Source organism: Serratia grimesii NBRC 13537, assembly GCF_001590905.1.
GTDB classification, from domain to species: domain Bacteria; phylum Pseudomonadota; class Gammaproteobacteria; order Enterobacterales; family Enterobacteriaceae; genus Serratia; species Serratia grimesii.
In genome coordinates this window covers 55827-72887 of the sequence record NZ_BCTT01000019.1, presented here as the reverse complement: position 1 = coordinate 72887, position 17061 = coordinate 55827, and the positions used below count along the sequence as shown (strand labels likewise).

The window sequence follows — 17061 nt, the reverse complement described above, 5'->3', positions numbered from 1 at the left end:
GGCAAGATGGCTCAGGATTGGCCGTCGAGCAGAATCAAGGCCAGGTCTTTTCTACGAAGAACCAGGCTGACGCGGCGAGTTTTGATTTCTATTGGGTCTCCCAGTGGCGCGACACGGACGACCTCAAATGACGACCCCGGCAGCATGCCGAGTGAGAGAAGTTTCTGGCGGTAAGCTGGGCCGATTTCATTAGCGAAACCGGCAATCTTATACGACCGTTTAGGCAGAAGATGCATATAACCTTCTCTGAGCCCGGGTTATTGGGCTGGTGATGATAAAAGAGCGTTCCAAAGAAAATGCCGCAGTAACAACACTAGGCTACCGACGTCTTCAATCCATGAGGTTATGCAGTGAACACGCAAAATAATAATAGTGAGAATAATTATCGTATTCAATACAAAAAATAGGGGTATTGGTAACCAAAGGTTGTGGCGATCACATTTAACGATCGGGATTGCCTGACAGAACTCTTTTTATCACCCGGCTTCGTCGCGTGCAAATGCGAATGGCGAGTTAAATCAGTTACGTAATTGCAGCGTTTTTTTCCACTTTGAAAAAATTAGCGACAGATTCGGTAGCTTTGATCCGACAGCGTCAATATCGGCATTTATTTGGCAACATTTCTCTGGCTGAATACGAGCAGTAACCATTTGTGTTTCGCAGGGAAATGCTGAAATGAGAACATGGTGTTAATAACGGTGTTAACAAATGGCTATTCATTTCTATTTTATGGCGTAACACACCCGAAAACTCTTCCTGCCGGGAAGAACGAAAAAACTGCAGCTTTATTGAGGCGAGTCAAAAAAGGGTGGGGATATTTTAGCGAGAAAGGGCGGAGTTAACTCCGCCCTTGGTACCTTTGGCTGTTCAAGTTTGCTGCATTGCCCTGCGATACCCCGGGGCGAATTTATTCGCCTCGGTTAAGGCGGGTGCAGCATGTAACGTCTTTAGCCTTTTTTGCCGAATGCTGCCGCCAATGCATCACCCATTGCGCTGTTGCCCGCCGGTGTGTTGCCGCCACGCGGTTTGGCTTTATTAGCCGGTGCCCGGGTTGCATTGTCTTTGGTCGGGGTTGTATTGCCGCCACGGCGTGGTGAACCTTCGCCCGGTTGCTCATCCAGACGCATGCTCAGCGCGATACGCTTGCGCTGCAGGTCAACTTCCATCACCTTCACTTTAACAATATCGCCTGCTTTCACCACGGTATGTGGATCTTCGACAAACTTGTCCGCCAGCGAGGAGATATGCACCAGGCCGTCCTGATGAACGCCGATATCCACAAAGGCACCGAAGTTAGTGACGTTAGTGACCGAACCTTCCAGAATCATCCCTGGCTGTAGGTCGTTGAGGGTTTCAACGCCTTCGGCAAAGGTTGCTGTTTTGAATTCAGGACGTGGATCGCGGCCCGGCTTCTCCAGCTCTTTCAGGATGTCGGTGACTGTCGGCACACCGAACTTCTCGTCGGTGAAGTCGCTGGCTTTCAGGCTGCGTACGGCAGCCGGGTTGCCCATCAGATCTTGAAGCGCTTGCTGGGTGGCCGCCAGAATGCGTTCGACCACTGGGTAGGTTTCCGGGTGAACAGTTGAGGCATCCAGCGGGTTATCGCCGTGGTTGATGCGCAGGAAGCCAGCGCACTGCTCAAATGCTTTTGGCCCCAGACGGCTGACCTTCAACAGTTGTTCACGGTTACTGAAGCGGCCATTCTCATCACGCCAGGTGACGATGTTTTGCGCCATCATACGTGTCAGGCCCGCCACTCGGGTCAGCAGTGGCACGGAGGCGGTGTTCAGATCGACACCGACGGCGTTTACACAGTCTTCGACGACCGAATCCAGCTTTTTCGCCAATTGGCTTTGGCTGACATCGTGTTGATACTGGCCGACACCGATGGATTTCGGATCGATTTTTACCAGTTCGGCGAGTGGATCTTGCAGACGTCGGGCGATGGAGACTGCACCACGCAACGAGACGTCAAGGTTAGGGAATTCCAGAGCTGCCAGTTCGGAAGCGGAATATACCGAAGCGCCAGCTTCACTGACGATCACCTTTTGTGCTTTGACCTCACTGAACTGCTGTTGCAATTCGAGGTAGAAACGCTCGGTCTCTCGCGATGCGGTGCCGTTACCGATGGCAACCAGCTCCACTTTATGTTTGATACACAATGCAGCGACGATGGCGGCCGCTTTAGCCGCCTGGCCGGTGTGCGGATAGACGGTGTCGGTAGCGACCAGCTTGCCGGTCGCATCCACAACGGCCACTTTTACTCCGGTACGCAGGCCCGGATCCAGCCCCATAGTTGCGCGCATACCTGCCGGCGCAGCCATCAGCAGATCGTGCATGTTACGGGCGAAGACGTTTATTGCCTCGTCTTCTGCACGTTCGCGCACCGTGCTCATCAGCTCGGTTTCCAGATGCAGCAGTACCTTGATGCGCCAGGTCCAGTTGATCACGGCTTTACGCCAGGCATCCGCCGGTGCGTTATTCAGGCGCAGATCGAGGTGGCTAATGATTATTTGCTCCGCCTGGCTTTCGCGCGGGGCTTCTTCAAACTGTGGGTCGGCATTCAATGCCAGTTGCAGTACACCTTCGTTGCGACCGCGGAACATCGCTAGCGCCCGGTGTGACGGCACCTGAGAAATAGGTTCGTGGTGATCGAAGTAGTCGCGGAACTTGGCGCCAGCCTCTTCCTTGCCTTCCACCACTTTGGAGACCAGATGGGCGTGTTTCCACAGGTAGTTACGTACCTTGGCCAACAAGGCTGCGTCTTCGGCAAAGCGTTCCATCAGGATGTAACGCGCACCGTCGAGGGCGGCTTTCACGTCCGCAACGCCTTTGTCTGCGTCAACGTAACGTTCGCCCAGCTGTTCTGGTTGTTGTTGAGGATCCTGCCACAATGTGTCCGCCAATGGCTCCAGACCGGCTTCTATCGCGATCTGACCACGGGTGCGGCGCTTGGGTTTGTACGGCAGGTAAAGGTCTTCCAGTTCGGTTTTGCTTTGCGTGGCGGTGATCGCCCCCGCCAGCTGTTCGGTCAGTTTGCCCTGCTCGTCGATCGATTTAAGGATGGTCTGACGGCGGTCTTCCAGTTCACGCAGATAACCCAGGCGGGTTTCCAGCTGGCGCAGTTGGGTATCGTCCAAACCCCCGGTGACTTCCTTACGATAGCGTGCAATAAAGGGCACGGTATTACCTTCATCCAGCAGACGGATGGCGGAGTCAACTTGCTCCGGCCGGGCCTGCAGTTCTGTTGCAATAATGCGGCTCAGTGGGTCATTCATAAGTCTGGTATCTGTTGAGAACGGTTAGTAAACAGGGGGACAGTTATACGGATTGATCGGGGAAAATGCCAGTGAAGCGGGCCGTCTCTCGGCAGTCATGACGCGCAAAGCGGCCTGTGCTGCGGCGGTGGACGGCCGCTCGGAAAAAACTGAAATCTTATTTAACGTACTCAATCTCATTCACATACCACAATGCATCACCCACAGGGGTGTTGACGGTGGTGGCGTCACCCACTTCTTTTTTCAATAAGGCACGGGCCATCGGTGAGTCGATGGAGATGTAGTCGCGGCGGCCAAAAATCTCGTCATAGCCAACGATGCGAAAGCGTTTAATTTCACCGCCCTCGTTTTCCACCTCAACCCAAGCGCCAAAGAACACTTTACCTTCTTGCTGCGGCGAGTAATCGACAATTTTCAATTGCTCGAGGCATTTGGTCAGGTAGCGCACCCGGCGATCGATTTCCCGCAGCCGTTTCTTGTTGTACTGATAATCGGCGTTTTCACTTCTGTCGCCGAGGCTGGCCGCCCAGGTCACTTTTTTGGTGACTTCGGGCCGCTCTTCACGCCAGAGAAAGTCCAGTTCCTGTTTTAGCTTGTCATAACCTTCACGGGTTATCAGCTGCGTTCTCATCGTTTTTCCGCCTTCATGAGCATATCAAAGGGAAGAGAGTCATTGCGTTAGCAGAGTGTCGCACAAACTCACGCTGGGCTGTAGGTTGCCGTTGCATAAAGAAATGTGAGTTCAATAATTAGCAGTGTGCAAAATTGCTGGCGCTCGCGTTTCTTATCGCGCTGGCTGAGTTACACTGCGAATCAGACACCGGGCGTGTCCGTTGGGCGAAGATACAGTGATCCTAAATTTAACCAATGAGCATCGGGATTTTGGCGAACCTTCGCGGGCATTTTGATGAAAATTGTTGATAAATGGGCAAAAGAATAAGCTTTGTAACAATTTCGTCTAGAATATATACCATTAAATGCTGTCCGAAATGACAGGGTTTTTTAACAATATTCACGTCAGGCAATAAAGCCTTTGGGAGTAATACAATGCAAGAGAATCATAAGATTCTGGTCGTCGATGATGACATGCGCCTGCGTGCGCTTTTAGAGCGTTATTTAACCGAGCAGGGTTTTCAGGTTCGCAGCGTCGCCAACGCTGAGCAAATGGATCGCTTGCTGACACGTGAATCCTTCCACCTGATGGTGTTGGACCTTATGCTGCCTGGCGAAGATGGTCTTTCCATCTGCCGTCGTCTGCGCAGCCAAAGCAACCCTATGCCGATCATTATGGTGACCGCCAAAGGTGAAGAAGTCGACCGTATCGTCGGTCTGGAAATTGGTGCCGACGATTACATCCCAAAACCGTTCAACCCGCGTGAACTGCTGGCCCGTATCCGTGCGGTTTTACGCCGTCAGGCCAATGAACTGCCGGGCGCCCCTTCACAAGAAGAGGCGGTGATTGCCTTTGGTAAATTCAAACTGAACCTGGGTACCCGCGAAATGTTCCGCGAAGACGAGCCTATGCCGTTGACCAGCGGTGAATTCGCCGTGTTAAAAGCGCTGGTAAGCCACCCGCGCGAACCGCTTTCACGCGACAAGCTGATGAACCTGGCTCGTGGTCGTGAATACAGTGCAATGGAACGCTCCATCGACGTGCAGATTTCTCGTCTGCGCCGCATGGTTGAGGAAGATCCTGCGCATCCACGTTATATCCAGACCGTTTGGGGTCTTGGCTACGTCTTCGTCCCGGACGGCAGCAAGGCATGAGGCGATTGCGCTTTTCACCGCGTAGCTCGTTTGCCCGAACCCTGCTATTGATCGTCACCTTGCTGTTCGTCAGCTTGGTGACGACCTATCTGGTGGTGCTGAACTTTGCCATCCTGCCCAGTCTGCAGCAGTTCAACAAGGTATTGGCGTACGAAGTTCGTATGCTGATGACCGATAAGCTGCAACTGGAGGATGGGACCTTGCTGGAGGTGCCACCGGCCTTCCGTCGTGAAATTTATCGCGAACTGGGAATTTCGCTCTACACCAACTCGGCGGCGGAGGAGAGCGGTCTGCGCTGGGCGCAGCACTATCAATTCCTCAGCCAGCAAATGGCACAGCAACTGGGTGGACCGACCGACGTTCGTGTGGAAGTGAACAAGAACTCGCCGGTAGTGTGGCTGAAGACTTGGTTGCAGCCGGATATTTGGGTGCGTGTCCCGCTGACTGAAATTCACCAGGGCGATTTCTCGCCGCTGTTCCGTTATACCCTGGCAATTATGCTGTTGGCGATAGGTGGCGCTTGGCTGTTTATACGCATTCAGAACCGCCCTCTGGTCGAACTTGAGCATGCCGCTTTGCAAGTCGGCAAGGGGATTATCCCACCCCCGTTACGCGAGTATGGCGCTTCAGAAGTACGCTCGGTCACGCGAGCCTTTAATCAGATGGCATCGGGCGTTAAGCAACTGGCGGATGACCGCACGCTACTGATGGCCGGCGTCAGCCACGATTTGCGTACGCCGCTGACGCGCATTCGTCTGGCTACCGAGATGATGAGCGCCGAAGATGGTTACCTGGCGGAGTCGATCAATAAAGACATTGAAGAGTGCAACGCCATCATTGAGCAGTTTATTGATTATCTGCGCACCGGCCAGGAGATGCAGACCGAGTTAAGCGATCTGAATGGCATTTTGGGTGAAGTGGTCGCGGCCGAGAGTGGCTATGAGCGGGTTATCGAAACCGCCATGGCACCGGGTGAACTGATGATGAATGTGCATCCTCTGTCGATCAAGCGTGCAGCGGCGAACATGGTGGTGAATGCGGCGCGTTACGGCAATGGCTGGATCAAAGTCAGTAGTGGCCGTGAGCTGCAGCGCGGTTGGTTCCAGGTGGAAGACGATGGCCCTGGGATTAAACCGGAAGAGTTGAAACATCTGCTGCAGCCCTTTGTCCGGGGTGACAGCGCACGCAGTACTAGTGGCACGGGCTTGGGCTTGGCTATCGTTCAGCGCATTATAGATGGCCACCATGGTGCGTTGGAAATTGGTACCAGCGAACGTGGCGGGCTGTTGATCAGGGCGTATATTCCGTTACCGATGGAGAAAAAAGAGTCGTCCAACGGGCATCAAACAGCAAAAGACAACGCCTAATCCCTGACAGTGAAGCTGCCCTGTCAGGGTTTTCTGCTCATGACGTAATATTCCGCCGCTTCTTCATGCAAACGCCGACCGGTGCTGGCTTGCCAAGGGTCGATTAGTTCAATCCCGCAATGGATAAAGGCTTGAGTATTACGTGTGGCCAGGGCTGCACCGTAATGCAGGCAGGTGGCGGCGATCTGGGTATCTGGGAAACTGACGCCGAGGTTGGCACCCATTAACTCCGCATGCTGCAGAGCGCAGCCAGTGTCAAAGGGTAAAACCCTGTCCAGAAACTCCTCCTGCAGCATTACGCTGAGATTGGACTGTAACTCAAACCGCTTTTTGCCATGGGGCATGCAGGTTATGCCAGTATATAGCTCCGCTACCACGACAGTGCTCAGATAGAATTGATACGTATCTTGTTGATCCAGCCACCTTAAAACATGGTAATGCGGTGTCGGGCGCAGTAACTCTGAAACTACATTGGTATCGAGAATAATCATGCCTGGTCGTCATCAAAGGTGACAATGCGCGCTGGTGTTTTATCTCTCGGTGGGATGTCCAGTTCAACGCCGCCCAACTCGGCAAAGTGTTGATGTATGCGAGTACCTAAACCATAGCGTGGCGTTTTTTTCACTAAGGCTTGTTTCAAAATCATACGAGCTTCCTCCTCCATGGAATGGCCATTTCTTGCCGCCGAGACGCGCAGCAACTCTTTTACTTCGTCGTCCAGATTCCTGACGGTTATGGTAGCCATTGAAACCTCCTTTGCTATCAATGATTGCAATGCTTATTATCCCTTTGCGTTGATTGAATAACAACCAATAAAAACAAAAAAAGGCGTGGAATCCACGCCTTAGCAGAAGCTGTAAAAAGGGGGATTACAGTTTTGGACCAGCGCTGACCAACGCGGCACCTGCCGGGGTATCGGTGTATTTGTCAAAGTTGGTGACAAAACGCTCGGCCAGATCCTGTGCCTTCTCTTGCCATTGCTCAAGGCTGGCATAAGTGGCGCGTGGATCCAGGATATCCGGGTTAACACCCGGCAGTGAGGTTGGCATCGCCAGATCGAAGATAGGCAGAGTAATGGTTTCCGCCTTATCGATTTCACCGCTGAGGATCGCGTCGATAATGCCGCGGGTATCCTTGATCGAGATGCGTTTGCCGGTGCCGTTCCAGCCGGTGTTCACCAGATAGGCCTGTGCGCCGGCAGCTTGCATGCGTTTCACCAGCACTTCAGCGTACTGCGTTGGGTGCAGTGACAGGAAGGCTGCGCCGAAGCAGGCGGAGAAGGTTGGGGTAGGCTCTGTCACGCCGCGCTCGGTACCGGCCAGTTTGGCGGTAAAGCCAGACAGGAAGTGGTACTGGGTCTGGTTAGCGGTCAGGCGAGATACCGGCGGCAGTACACCGAAAGCGTCTGCGGTCAGGAAGATCACCTTGGTGGCGTGACCCGCTTTGGAAACCGGTTTTACGATATTCTGGATGTGATAGATCGGGTAGGAAACACGGGTGTTCTCGGTTTTCGAACCATCATTGAAATCTATTGTGCCGTCAGCCAGAACAACAACGTTTTCCAGTAGCGCATCGCGTTTGATGGCGTGATAGATATCCGGTTCGGCTTCTTCAGACAGCTTGATGGTTTTCGCGTAGCAGCCGCCTTCGAAGTTAAACACACCGTCGTCATCCCAGCCGTGTTCGTCATCGCCAATCAGTTGGCGTTTCGGATCGGTGGACAGGGTGGTTTTGCCGGTGCCGGACAGGCCGAAGAATACCGCCACGTCGCCTTTCTCGCCCACGTTGGCCGAGCAGTGCATGGAGGCAATGCCTTTCAGCGGCAACAGGTAGTTCATGATGGAGAACATACCCTTTTTCATTTCGCCGCCGTACCAGGTACCGCCAATCAGTTGCATGCGTTCGGTCAGGTTGAAGGCGACAAAGTTTTCCGAGTTCAGGCCCTGTTGCTGCCAGTTCGGGTTAGTGCATTTGGCGCCGTTCATGACAACGAAGTCTGGCTCGAAATCCTGCAGTTCTTCGTCGGTCGGACGGATGAACATGTTTTTAACGAAGTGTGCCTGCCAGGCGACCTCGGTAATAAAGCGGACTTTCAGACGGGAGTCAGCATTGGCACCGCAGAAGGTATCCATCACAAACAGGCGTTTGCCGGAGAGTTGCGTGGTGACCAGTTGTTTCAGGTCTGCCCAAATTTCCGGGCTAAGGGGTTTATTATCGTTTTTACCTTTACCCTGATCGGCCCACCAGACGGTGTCGCGGGTGATGTCGTCACGGACGATGTACTTATCTTTCGGGGAACGGCCGGTAAAAATACCGGTGTCGACGGATACAGCACCCAGCTTGGTTACGACCCCACGCTCAAAACCTTCCAGAGATGGGTCTGTTTCTTCCTTAAACAGCAAGTCATAACTTGGGTTGTGAACGATTTCGCCAACGTTATGAATCCCATAAGCGGCCAGATCTTGAGGGGTTATACCTTTAACACGCATGTCACTACTCCTTGGTCACAGAATTTCTGGCGCCAATTGTAGGGATTCAGCAGCGAGTAACCGCGATAGGTATCAAATATTTAACGTTTTAGTCGGTTTTTCGTTACGTTCTGAGAGATAGCACACGGAAAAAAGCAAACGTGCAAACGAAGTAAGCAGGCAGGCGCTGGGTGCGCCTGCCGACACAAGGTGCTACTTAGTGCAACTTGTCGCTTTCACCGGTGTTACCGGTGTACAGAGCTGCCACGTCCATGGCGTCGAAGACATAGTGATTGCCGCAATAATCGCAGTGCATATCAATATTGCCATCTTGCTCCAGCATTTGAGCGACTTCTTCCGCCGGCAGCGTAATCAGTGCATCAGCACAACGCTGGCGTGAACAGGTGCAACGGAAGACAACGTCTTGCGGTTCATACAGGGTGACTTCTTCCTGATGGTACAGGCGATACAGCACTTCGTTGGCTGGCAGGCCGAACAGCTCTTCGCTTTTAACCGTGTTGGTCAGTTGCACCAGATGATCGAAATCATCGGCATTGCCGTCCTGCGCTGGCAACACTTGCAACAACATGCCGGCAGCGGCCGGTTGGCCTTCGGACTCACCAGTACGGATGAACAGGCGGGTTGGCAGCTGTTCTGACTGACGGAAGTAAGCTTCAAGGCATTCAGCCAGTGTTTCACCTTCCAGTGCCACTACGCCCTGATAGCGTTCACCTTCGGTGGGTGCGATGGTGATCACCATAACGCCATTGCCGATCATCTGATGCAATGTGCTGTCATCAGCGATGTTGCTTTGTACACGTGCTACACCGCGCATTTCCTGACGGTTATTGCCGTTAATCACCGCCAGTTTCAGCGGACCATCACCCTGCAATTGCACAGTGATGTCGCCGTCAAACTTCAAGGTGGCGGTCAACAGGCTGGTAGCGACCAGCAGTTCACCCAGCAGTTTTTTTACCGGTGCCGGGTAGTCATGGTTATTCAGGACCTGCTGATAGGTTTCGCTGACGGTAACCAGCTCACCGCGCACCGCGTAGTTTTCAAACAGGTAACGGTGCAATTGGTCATGGTTAGACATAGTTTTCTCTCATTGCGGTGAGGGTTTATTCCTGCTCACCAAATTTAAATTTAATCAGGTCACGCCGCTCTTTCTTGTCTGGACGTCGGTCCGGATGCGGCATGGTCAACGCATTCATCTTGCGTGCGAGCGCCACTTTTTCTCGGTTGGCGATGCTGGTCTCAGTTTCCTGATACATTTGCTGCGCCTCGTCGGCGCCACGCCGCTGGCTGGTCAACGCCAGTACAATCACCGTGCGTTCTTCGTTACCTTGGCGCAACTTAATCTCGGCGTTGAGCTCAACAATCTTGCTCGGCTTCCCGCGCTGTCCGTTATAGTGCACCTTGCCGCCATCGATCATGTCCCGTGCCAGCGCGCGGGTCTTATAGAAACGTGCCGCCCAAAGCCATTTGTCCAGCCGGACGGCGTCGTCACGTGTTTCTTTACCTTTCATTCACTCCCCCTTGGCCAGCGCCGGAATCAACAGGCGGTAATCGCGCATTGACGGGTAGTGCTGGAAGGTTTTCTCCGCCATGCTGGAGTCCGGGTTTTGTACGCCCAGGCAGTAGCGAATACCGAAGGTACGGGCGGCATCCAAGATAGGTTCACCGTCGTCGACAAACAGCGTACGCTGCGGATCAAAACCGATGTGTTGCTGTACTGCCTGCCACAAACGCTGATCTTCTTTCGGATAACCAAATGTGTGGGTAGAAAGTAATAAATCAAGGTGTCGATCTAAACCGGTATGCTCAATTTTTACCGCCAGGCTATGTGGATGGGCGTTAGTCAGCAAAATTGTCTGATGACCCGCCGCACGTAATGCCTGTAAAAACGGCTCGGTATCTTCACGCAGACGAGCACGATTGCCTACCTCGCTGGTCATACGGTAAATATCCATGTCCAGCCGTTCGCTCCAGTAATCGAAGCAGTACCAGTTCATGGTGTGCTGTACAGCCAGATATTCCTGATGAATAATTTTACGCGCTTCATCGAAGGGAATAGCCCGCTGCTCGCTCAGTGCTTTTGGCACCAGACTAAGCCAAAAGTGGCTGTCGAACTCCAAATCGAGCAGGGTACCGTCCATATCCAGCAGTACGGTATCAATCTCACGCCAGTCAAACTCGGGAACCATGAAAACTCCATAGGCGGACCGTCGGCGGTCCGCAGGATCAGGATAATAGCGTTAGCGTAGCATAAGCAGATGACAGGGCGCAGGCCGGCAAATGTGGCTTAGGGCATTGGCCGCAATGACATCGGGGAGAGTTGCGGGTTAAAGCAACTTTCGTAGTAGCGCTGGATATCGGCGATTCTGTGTTGATTGATGCGACGACGCTGTATGAGCCGCCAGGTGTTGTAACCCAGAATGACGGCGACCGCGAGCAGTAGCAGACTGGTGCCGAGATAACGCCAGAGAGTGATGATATCCGGCTCGCTGTGTAACGCAATGTGGCGAGTGCCGTTGGCATCAACGCTGATATTGGTAATGATACCCTGAGCTTCAAATGGCGTGTGCAGCAGCATACTGGACAGGCGTTGCAACTCATTCCATTGGTCAAGTGCATTGTATTCGTTTAGCGGCACAGCCGGCTGCGGGTGATTCACCAACTGTTTACCTTCATCGCTGCTGATCAAGAAACCGCCGGGTGGTGGGCTGTTGAGTGCAGCAGCGGCTTGTCGTGTTTCGTTGTACACAAACGACGATGCGGCAACCTTGGTCAGGCTTTCCAATGACTCGGCACTTACTGGACGCAGCAGTACGTTCACGCCTTGCAGAGCACCAGATTTGGCGCGTTTTACCAGAGTGGCCCAGTTTTTAACGTTGCCCAGATTCACCAGTGCGTTCTTCAGCCGGATACAGTCATTGTCCGTTTGGCACAGGTCTTGCGTTTTCAACACGATATCGGAAAAGTCATCCAGCAGGATCATGCCGGATTTTTCAATGGCGCTGGCCAACTGTGGGTTAAGCTTTTGTTCTGTACCGTCAGGGTGTAACTGGGTATTGACCGTTGCCAGTAATGCCGAGGCCTTATCGATGACTTCCGACTCAGGCTGTGGCAATGGCGCGGCATTGTTCCAGTAAATACCTGAACAGTCGAAAGGCATAAAGTTGGTGGCACGAGTGCCACTGACCAACGGCGGCACATAACACATGCCGTTGCCCTGAGCTTTCAAGGTGTCACCGATCCGCAATGTTGCACCTTCCAGTGCTTGTACGGTAGTCACTTCAATTTTTTGTGCACCCTGTAACCAGGCCATACTTAGTTTGAGCGGCAGGCTGAGCGGGATATAGGTCAGCAGTAGCAGCAGTACCAAGAGCGAACTGGCCATCAGCACAGCGTTTCTTCCCCATTGCTGTAGCGGGAAGTTTTTGACCTCATCATGCAGCGAAAGGAACCGCCCCTGGCGCAATACCTGGCGGTTAAGATAGATATCCACGTCGGTCGTTTTACCCAAGTCCTGGGTAATGTAAGGCTGCCAGTGCGGCGGATAAATCAGATCGATAATACCGAGCGAGATGTTGCTGATCTGCCCCTGATTGGACTCGCCAAATAATCCCCAGCGTTTGGGCGTGCCCCGCAGGCAGTGTACTTCTTTCAACTCGCGCGCAGATGGCCGGCGGAACAGGTTCCAGCAGCTCCAGGCAATCATCAGTACGGCGACGATAATCATCCAGGGAATGACCACAACCGGGCTAATCAGGCTGAAGAAGAGCAACAACAGGGCCGCTGAAATGATGGCGGCTTCTTTGATGCCATTTGGGCGATTCAGCGCATGTTCTTCCTGGGTTTCCTTGCGGATATTTACCAGCTCGACATGCTCGCTTTCTTCCTTGCGGATCGACGCGTTTTGACTTGGTATTGCCTTCACCACCGGCGGCTGCGGCCGATCGTGAATATGATCTTTTAGTGAATGCCCATTGAGAGAGATCACCAGCGGCAGTGTCTGGGTTTTAATCACTTCGACATGGTTATCGGCGCTGATGTACTGTTCCCAAAACGGGGGGAGATGCACCTCTTCGGCGTCCAGATAATAGCGCCATTTATTGGGTTCATCGCTGGCCAAGCCGTAGCGGGTAATCGCGTGGGTAATCGGGTAGACGTTGTCGCTTTGCGGCGTTAAGGCCAGTTTGGCGGAAGGCAATGTGGTGCTGCCGGGCAACAGCTTGTTGCTCAACTTATTTTGCTGGCTGAGATAGTGCTCAACAGCGGCGCGTTCTTCACCGGTCAGCTTACGGTGTGTGGGTTTGATAAAAGGCAGGGCACGCGTCAGCAGCGGCTGATTGCGAGCCTTAAACCAAAGATACAGGCCGGCAGCAATCAGGCAGGCAAGCACTAAGGCCAATATCAACGCTATTGTGCTCATGCTATCCCCATTCTGTACCCGTGAACCTCACCAACCTGATGAATCGTGGCGCATTATACGCAGTCAAATGACCAAGAGACACCCAGAACAGTAACGGGAGAACGGATTCTCCACCGGGATCTCATTTCTTCATAAAACTCTTCGTTTTAACGTTGTGTCTTACCTGCGTGATGATAGCAACCCGGTTTCTCTATCGATATCGGCATTATCTTATTTTAATGCGCTCTTTTTACTTAAAAGGGATAGAAAGTCGGTGGGTGCTGGCTACGCTTGTTAAAAAAAAGTAAATTACTGCTTGTGCTCGTTGCAGCAAAGGTTCTCATTAACGCACAATGTGATCAAGATCGGATTTGGTCAGCGTTTAAGCGTATGTGAACTGCGCGTCACGCCAATCATTATTCTGGTTATCCGTATCACCACGCCCGGTACTGTGGCGTACAGCCGGATAACTCATTTGAGGCAATCATGGATAAACACCTGCAAAAACCTAAAATTCTGAAAGTGGAAACGGTCGCGCGTTCGCGTTTATTTAACGTTGAGTCGGTCGATCTGGAATTCAGTAACGGTGTGCGGCGGGTGTACGAGCGGATGCGGCCTTCAGAACGTGAGGCCGTGATGATTGTGCCGGTGATTGGTGACGATTTATTGCTGATCCGTGAATATGCAGTGGGCACCGAGTCTTACGAACTGGGTTTCCCCAAAGGGTTGATTGATCCCGGTGAAGGTGTACTGGAAGCGGCCAACCGTGAGCTGATGGAAGAAGTGGGTTTTGGTGCAAAAAACTTTGATTTTCTAAGTAAATTGACCATGGCGCCGTCGTACTTTTCCAGCAAAATGAACATTGTTTTGGCACACGATCTCTATCCGCAGAGCCTGGAAGGGGATGAGCCTGAGCCACTACCGCAGGTGCGTTGGCCAATAGCCGACATGATGGCGCTGTTGGCGGAGCCTGATTTCCGTGAGGCACGCAACGTTTGCGCGCTGTTCCTTACCGAGGCATTCCTACGCGGTTCACGCTAGATGCCAATCGCCAAATAAAAAAAGGGCCAGATTTCTCTGGCCCTTTTTGTTAGAACAACTCGTGACTCTCGCCACCCGGATCCGTCAGCGTTGTGCCGGTATCCCGCGATGGGTAGTCCGTCGGCTGAGTTCCTTCAATAAAGTACTCGGAACGGCTGCCGCCGCCACCGCCTGAAAGCTTACCGCTGCTCTTGTCGATGGTGACGCTGATAATGCCCGGTGGTGGTGTGACCTTCTGCTCTGGGATACCTTCCAGCGCTGTTTTCATAAAGTCATCCCATGCCGGTTGTGCACTCTTCGCACCGCCTTCACCGCCGGATATTTGATCCGGGATCGCGCCGGAAGCTGTTGAACGGCCCAGATCACGCCGATGGTCATCGAAGCCAATCCAGACTGACGTAACGGTGTCTGGACCATAGCCGGAGAACCAGGCATCTTTTGAACTGTTGGTCGTACCGGTTTTACCGCCGATATCATGGCGTTTCAGGTCACGACCTGCACGCCAGGCGGTGCCCATCCAGCCGGGTTCGCCGAAGATGTTGCTGTTCAGCGCATCATGCATCAGGAACGCCAGCGGGGTGCTGATAACGTGCGGCGCATACTGCTGATCGCCGTCTTGCTGCACTTGAGCCGGAGTGACTTGCTCCAGTTGTGGCATTGGCACGTTGCCATTGTTACCTGCCTGCGACGTCGCGACATTTTCAATGTTGTCTTCGGAAAGCACGGCTGAACGATGAGTATCGCCATAAATTACCGGCAAATTGCAGCTGCTGCAGACAATTCGTGGTTTGGTTTCGAACACGGTGTTGCCGTTATCATCTTCAATTTTGGTGATGAAGTACGGATCCACCAGATAACCGCCGTTCGCCAATACTGCGTAACCGCGCACCAACTGCATTGGGGTGAATGAAGCAGAGCCCAGAGCCAGCGATTCGGTATGCACGATGTTCTGTGCCGGGAACCCGAAGCGCTGCAGGTATTCTGCTGCATAGTCGACACCCATCGCACGCATCGCACGTACCATGACCACGTTCTTCGACTGTCCCAACCCCTGACGCAGGCGAATTGGGCCATCGTAGGTTGGTGGGGAGTTCTTCGGACGCCAGTCGGTACCCGCACCTGGATCCCAACGGGTGATCGGCAGGTCATTCAGGATAGTTGCCAGGGTCAGGCCCTTATCCATTGCGGCGGTGTACAGGAACGGTTTGATATTAGAACCGACCTGGCGCAGCGCTTGGGTCACACGGTTAAATTTGCTCTGGTTGAAGTCAAACCCGCCGACCAGCGCTTTTACTGCGCCGTCATTCGGGTTGATTGAAATCAGCGCTGAGTTCACGTCTGGCACTTGTGACAGCCACCAGTTTTCGCCAACCTTCCGTACCCAAACCTGTTGACCGGCTTGCACTACATCGGTGACGCGTTTCGGCGTTGGGCCTTGTTGAGTATCGGACTTGTACGGTCTGGCCCAGCGCATGGTAGACATCGGCAAGGCGATATTACTGCCGTCTGCCATCATTGCCGTCGCTTCTTCGGCGCTGGTTGCTGTGATCACGGCAGGTGATAACGGGCCGTAGTTAGGCAGATTTTTCAGCGAATCGACGATCTGCTTTTGATCCCAGGCTGCTTCACCGACTTTCCACAGCACGTTGGACGGGCCGCGGTAGCCGTGGCGCATGTCATACGCCAGCACGTTATTACGTACGGACTCTTGCGCTGCCAGCTGTAATTTCTTGGTGATGGTGGTGTAGACCTTGTAGCCGTCGGTATAGGCGTTGTCGCCATAACGCTTGATCATCTCCTGGCGTACCATCTCGGAGAGATAGGGGGCAGAGAAGCTGATTTCCGGCGCATGGTAATTGGCCACTAATTCTTCACTGCGTGCCTGATCGAACTGCGCCTGGGTGATGTAGTGCTCATCCAGCATGCGCGACAGCACCACGTTGCGGCGCGCGACGGCGCGATCGTGGGAATAAAGCGGGTTGAAGGTTGACGGTGCTTTTGGCAGGCCGGCGATAGTCGCCATTTCGCTTAAGCTGAGCTGACTGACGTCTTTACCGAAGTAAACCTGAGCCGCAGCACCTACGCCATAGGCGCGATACCCCAGATAGATTTTGTTCAGATACAGCTCAAGAATTTCGTCTTTGCTCAGCATTTGTTCAATGCGAATGGCCAGGAAGGCTTCCTTGATTTTGCGCATCAGGGTGCGTTCCGGGCTTAAGAAGAAGTTTCTCGCCAACTGTTGGGTGATGGTACTCGCCCCCTGTGACGCATGGCCAGAGACCAGCGCAATAGAGGCTGCACGGAAGATACCGACAGGATCGACGCCGTGATGCTCATAGAAACGGCTGTCTTCGGTGGCGATAAACGCATGCACCATGACCGGCGGAATTTGGTTTAGCTTCAGCGGAATACGGCGTTTCTCACCGTATTGGGCGATCAGTTCGCCATCGGCGCTGTAAACCTGCATCGGTATTTGCAGCCGCACATCTTTCAGCGTTGCAACGTCAGGCAACTGTGGCTCGACATATTTGTACAAGCCAAAGATCGAGGCTGCCCCCAACACGATGCAACACACTGCAAGGATTAGTAAATACTTTACGAACTTCACCTGAGATTTCCCATTTTCATGTCATTTGGGCAGTTTATAAACAACCGCGCGGTAGTATAAAGGCAAGCCTGCAACATGGATATGTTCTTTTATCATCTGACGATATGGAGGTCGG

The 17061-nt window shown here is 53.1% G+C and carries 14 protein-coding genes; 3 read left to right on the top strand and 11 right to left on the bottom strand.

Features of this window, described 5'->3' with window-relative positions; genetic code table 11:
• Nucleotides 1–11 precede the first annotated feature (11 nt).
• From feoA to greB, 3 genes are all read right to left on the bottom strand, one after another.
• Nucleotides 12–236 (bottom strand): ferrous iron transporter A, encoded by a 225-nt coding sequence (gene feoA, locus SGR01S_RS21270; RefSeq protein ID WP_037426593.1) that lies wholly within the window; start codon nt 234–236, stop codon nt 12–14.
• 711 nt (nt 237–947) lie between these two features.
• Nucleotides 948–3278: a Tex family protein gene (locus tag SGR01S_RS21265; protein ID WP_061808514.1), complete on the bottom strand. Its 2331-nt coding sequence runs from the start codon at nt 3276–3278 to the stop codon at nt 948–950.
• Nucleotides 3279–3435: 157 nt separating this feature from the next.
• Nucleotides 3436–3909, bottom strand: a complete 474-nt coding sequence (gene greB, locus SGR01S_RS21260; protein ID WP_037426596.1) for a transcription elongation factor GreB — start codon at nt 3907–3909, stop codon at nt 3436–3438.
• A 416-nt stretch (nt 3910–4325) separates the two neighbouring features.
• Between greB and ompR the strand changes: the two genes are divergently transcribed.
• Nucleotides 4326–5045, top strand: coding sequence for an osmolarity response regulator transcription factor OmpR (gene ompR / locus SGR01S_RS21255; protein ID WP_004709363.1), 720 nt, complete (start codon nt 4326–4328; stop codon nt 5043–5045).
• A complete protein-coding gene (envZ, locus tag SGR01S_RS21250) occupies nt 5042–6412 on the top strand; it encodes a two-component system sensor histidine kinase EnvZ (RefSeq protein WP_037426599.1) in 1371 nt (456 codons plus the stop codon). The genes ompR and envZ overlap by 4 nt, the downstream gene beginning before the upstream one ends.
• Before the next feature lie 23 nt (nt 6413–6435).
• Here the strand turns inward: envZ and SGR01S_RS21245 are convergent, their stop codons facing one another.
• From SGR01S_RS21245 to SGR01S_RS21215, 7 genes are all read right to left on the bottom strand, one after another.
• A complete protein-coding gene (locus SGR01S_RS21245) occupies nt 6436–6903 on the bottom strand; it encodes a type II toxin-antitoxin system VapC family toxin (protein WP_037426602.1) in 468 nt (155 codons plus the stop codon).
• Nucleotides 6900–7157 carry a FitA-like ribbon-helix-helix domain-containing protein gene (locus SGR01S_RS21240; RefSeq protein ID WP_061808513.1) on the bottom strand — a complete coding sequence of 86 codons (258 nt, stop codon included), beginning with the start codon at nt 7155–7157 and terminating at the stop codon, nt 6900–6902. Before SGR01S_RS21240 ends, SGR01S_RS21245 begins: the two co-directional genes overlap by 4 nt.
• A 124-nt stretch (nt 7158–7281) precedes the next feature.
• Nucleotides 7282–8901, bottom strand: coding sequence for a phosphoenolpyruvate carboxykinase (ATP) (gene pckA / locus SGR01S_RS21235; RefSeq protein ID WP_037426608.1), 1620 nt, complete (start codon nt 8899–8901; stop codon nt 7282–7284).
• Nucleotides 8902–9097: 196 nt separating this feature from the next.
• Nucleotides 9098–9976: an Hsp33 family molecular chaperone HslO gene (hslO, locus tag SGR01S_RS21230; protein ID WP_061808512.1), complete on the bottom strand. Its 879-nt coding sequence runs from the start codon at nt 9974–9976 to the stop codon at nt 9098–9100.
• A gap of 25 nt (nt 9977–10001) precedes the next feature.
• Entirely contained in the window at nt 10002–10409 is a 408-nt protein-coding gene (gene hslR / locus SGR01S_RS21225) for a ribosome-associated heat shock protein Hsp15 (protein WP_037426613.1), read from the bottom strand.
• The gene (gene yrfG, locus SGR01S_RS21220) at nt 10410–11087 is read right to left on the bottom strand and encodes a GMP/IMP nucleotidase (protein WP_061808511.1); all 678 of its coding nucleotides are present in this window, start codon (nt 11085–11087) and stop codon (nt 10410–10412) included.
• A 98-nt stretch (nt 11088–11185) separates the two neighbouring features.
• On the bottom strand, nt 11186–13318 hold the full coding sequence (locus SGR01S_RS21215) for an intracellular growth attenuator family protein (RefSeq protein WP_061808510.1): 2133 nt from the start codon (nt 13316–13318) through the stop codon (nt 11186–11188).
• Nucleotides 13319–13783: 465 nt separating this feature from the next.
• On the opposite strand from SGR01S_RS21215, the gene nudE reads away from it, so the two are divergent.
• Nucleotides 13784–14338, top strand: a complete 555-nt coding sequence (nudE, locus tag SGR01S_RS21210; RefSeq protein WP_037426147.1) for an ADP compounds hydrolase NudE — start codon at nt 13784–13786, stop codon at nt 14336–14338.
• A 49-nt stretch (nt 14339–14387) separates the two neighbouring features.
• Here nudE and mrcA read toward each other — a convergent pair whose 3' ends face one another.
• Nucleotides 14388–16946, bottom strand: coding sequence for a peptidoglycan glycosyltransferase/peptidoglycan DD-transpeptidase MrcA (gene mrcA, locus SGR01S_RS21205; RefSeq protein WP_061808509.1), 2559 nt, complete (start codon nt 16944–16946; stop codon nt 14388–14390).
• Between the last annotated feature and the right edge of the window lie 115 nt (nt 16947–17061).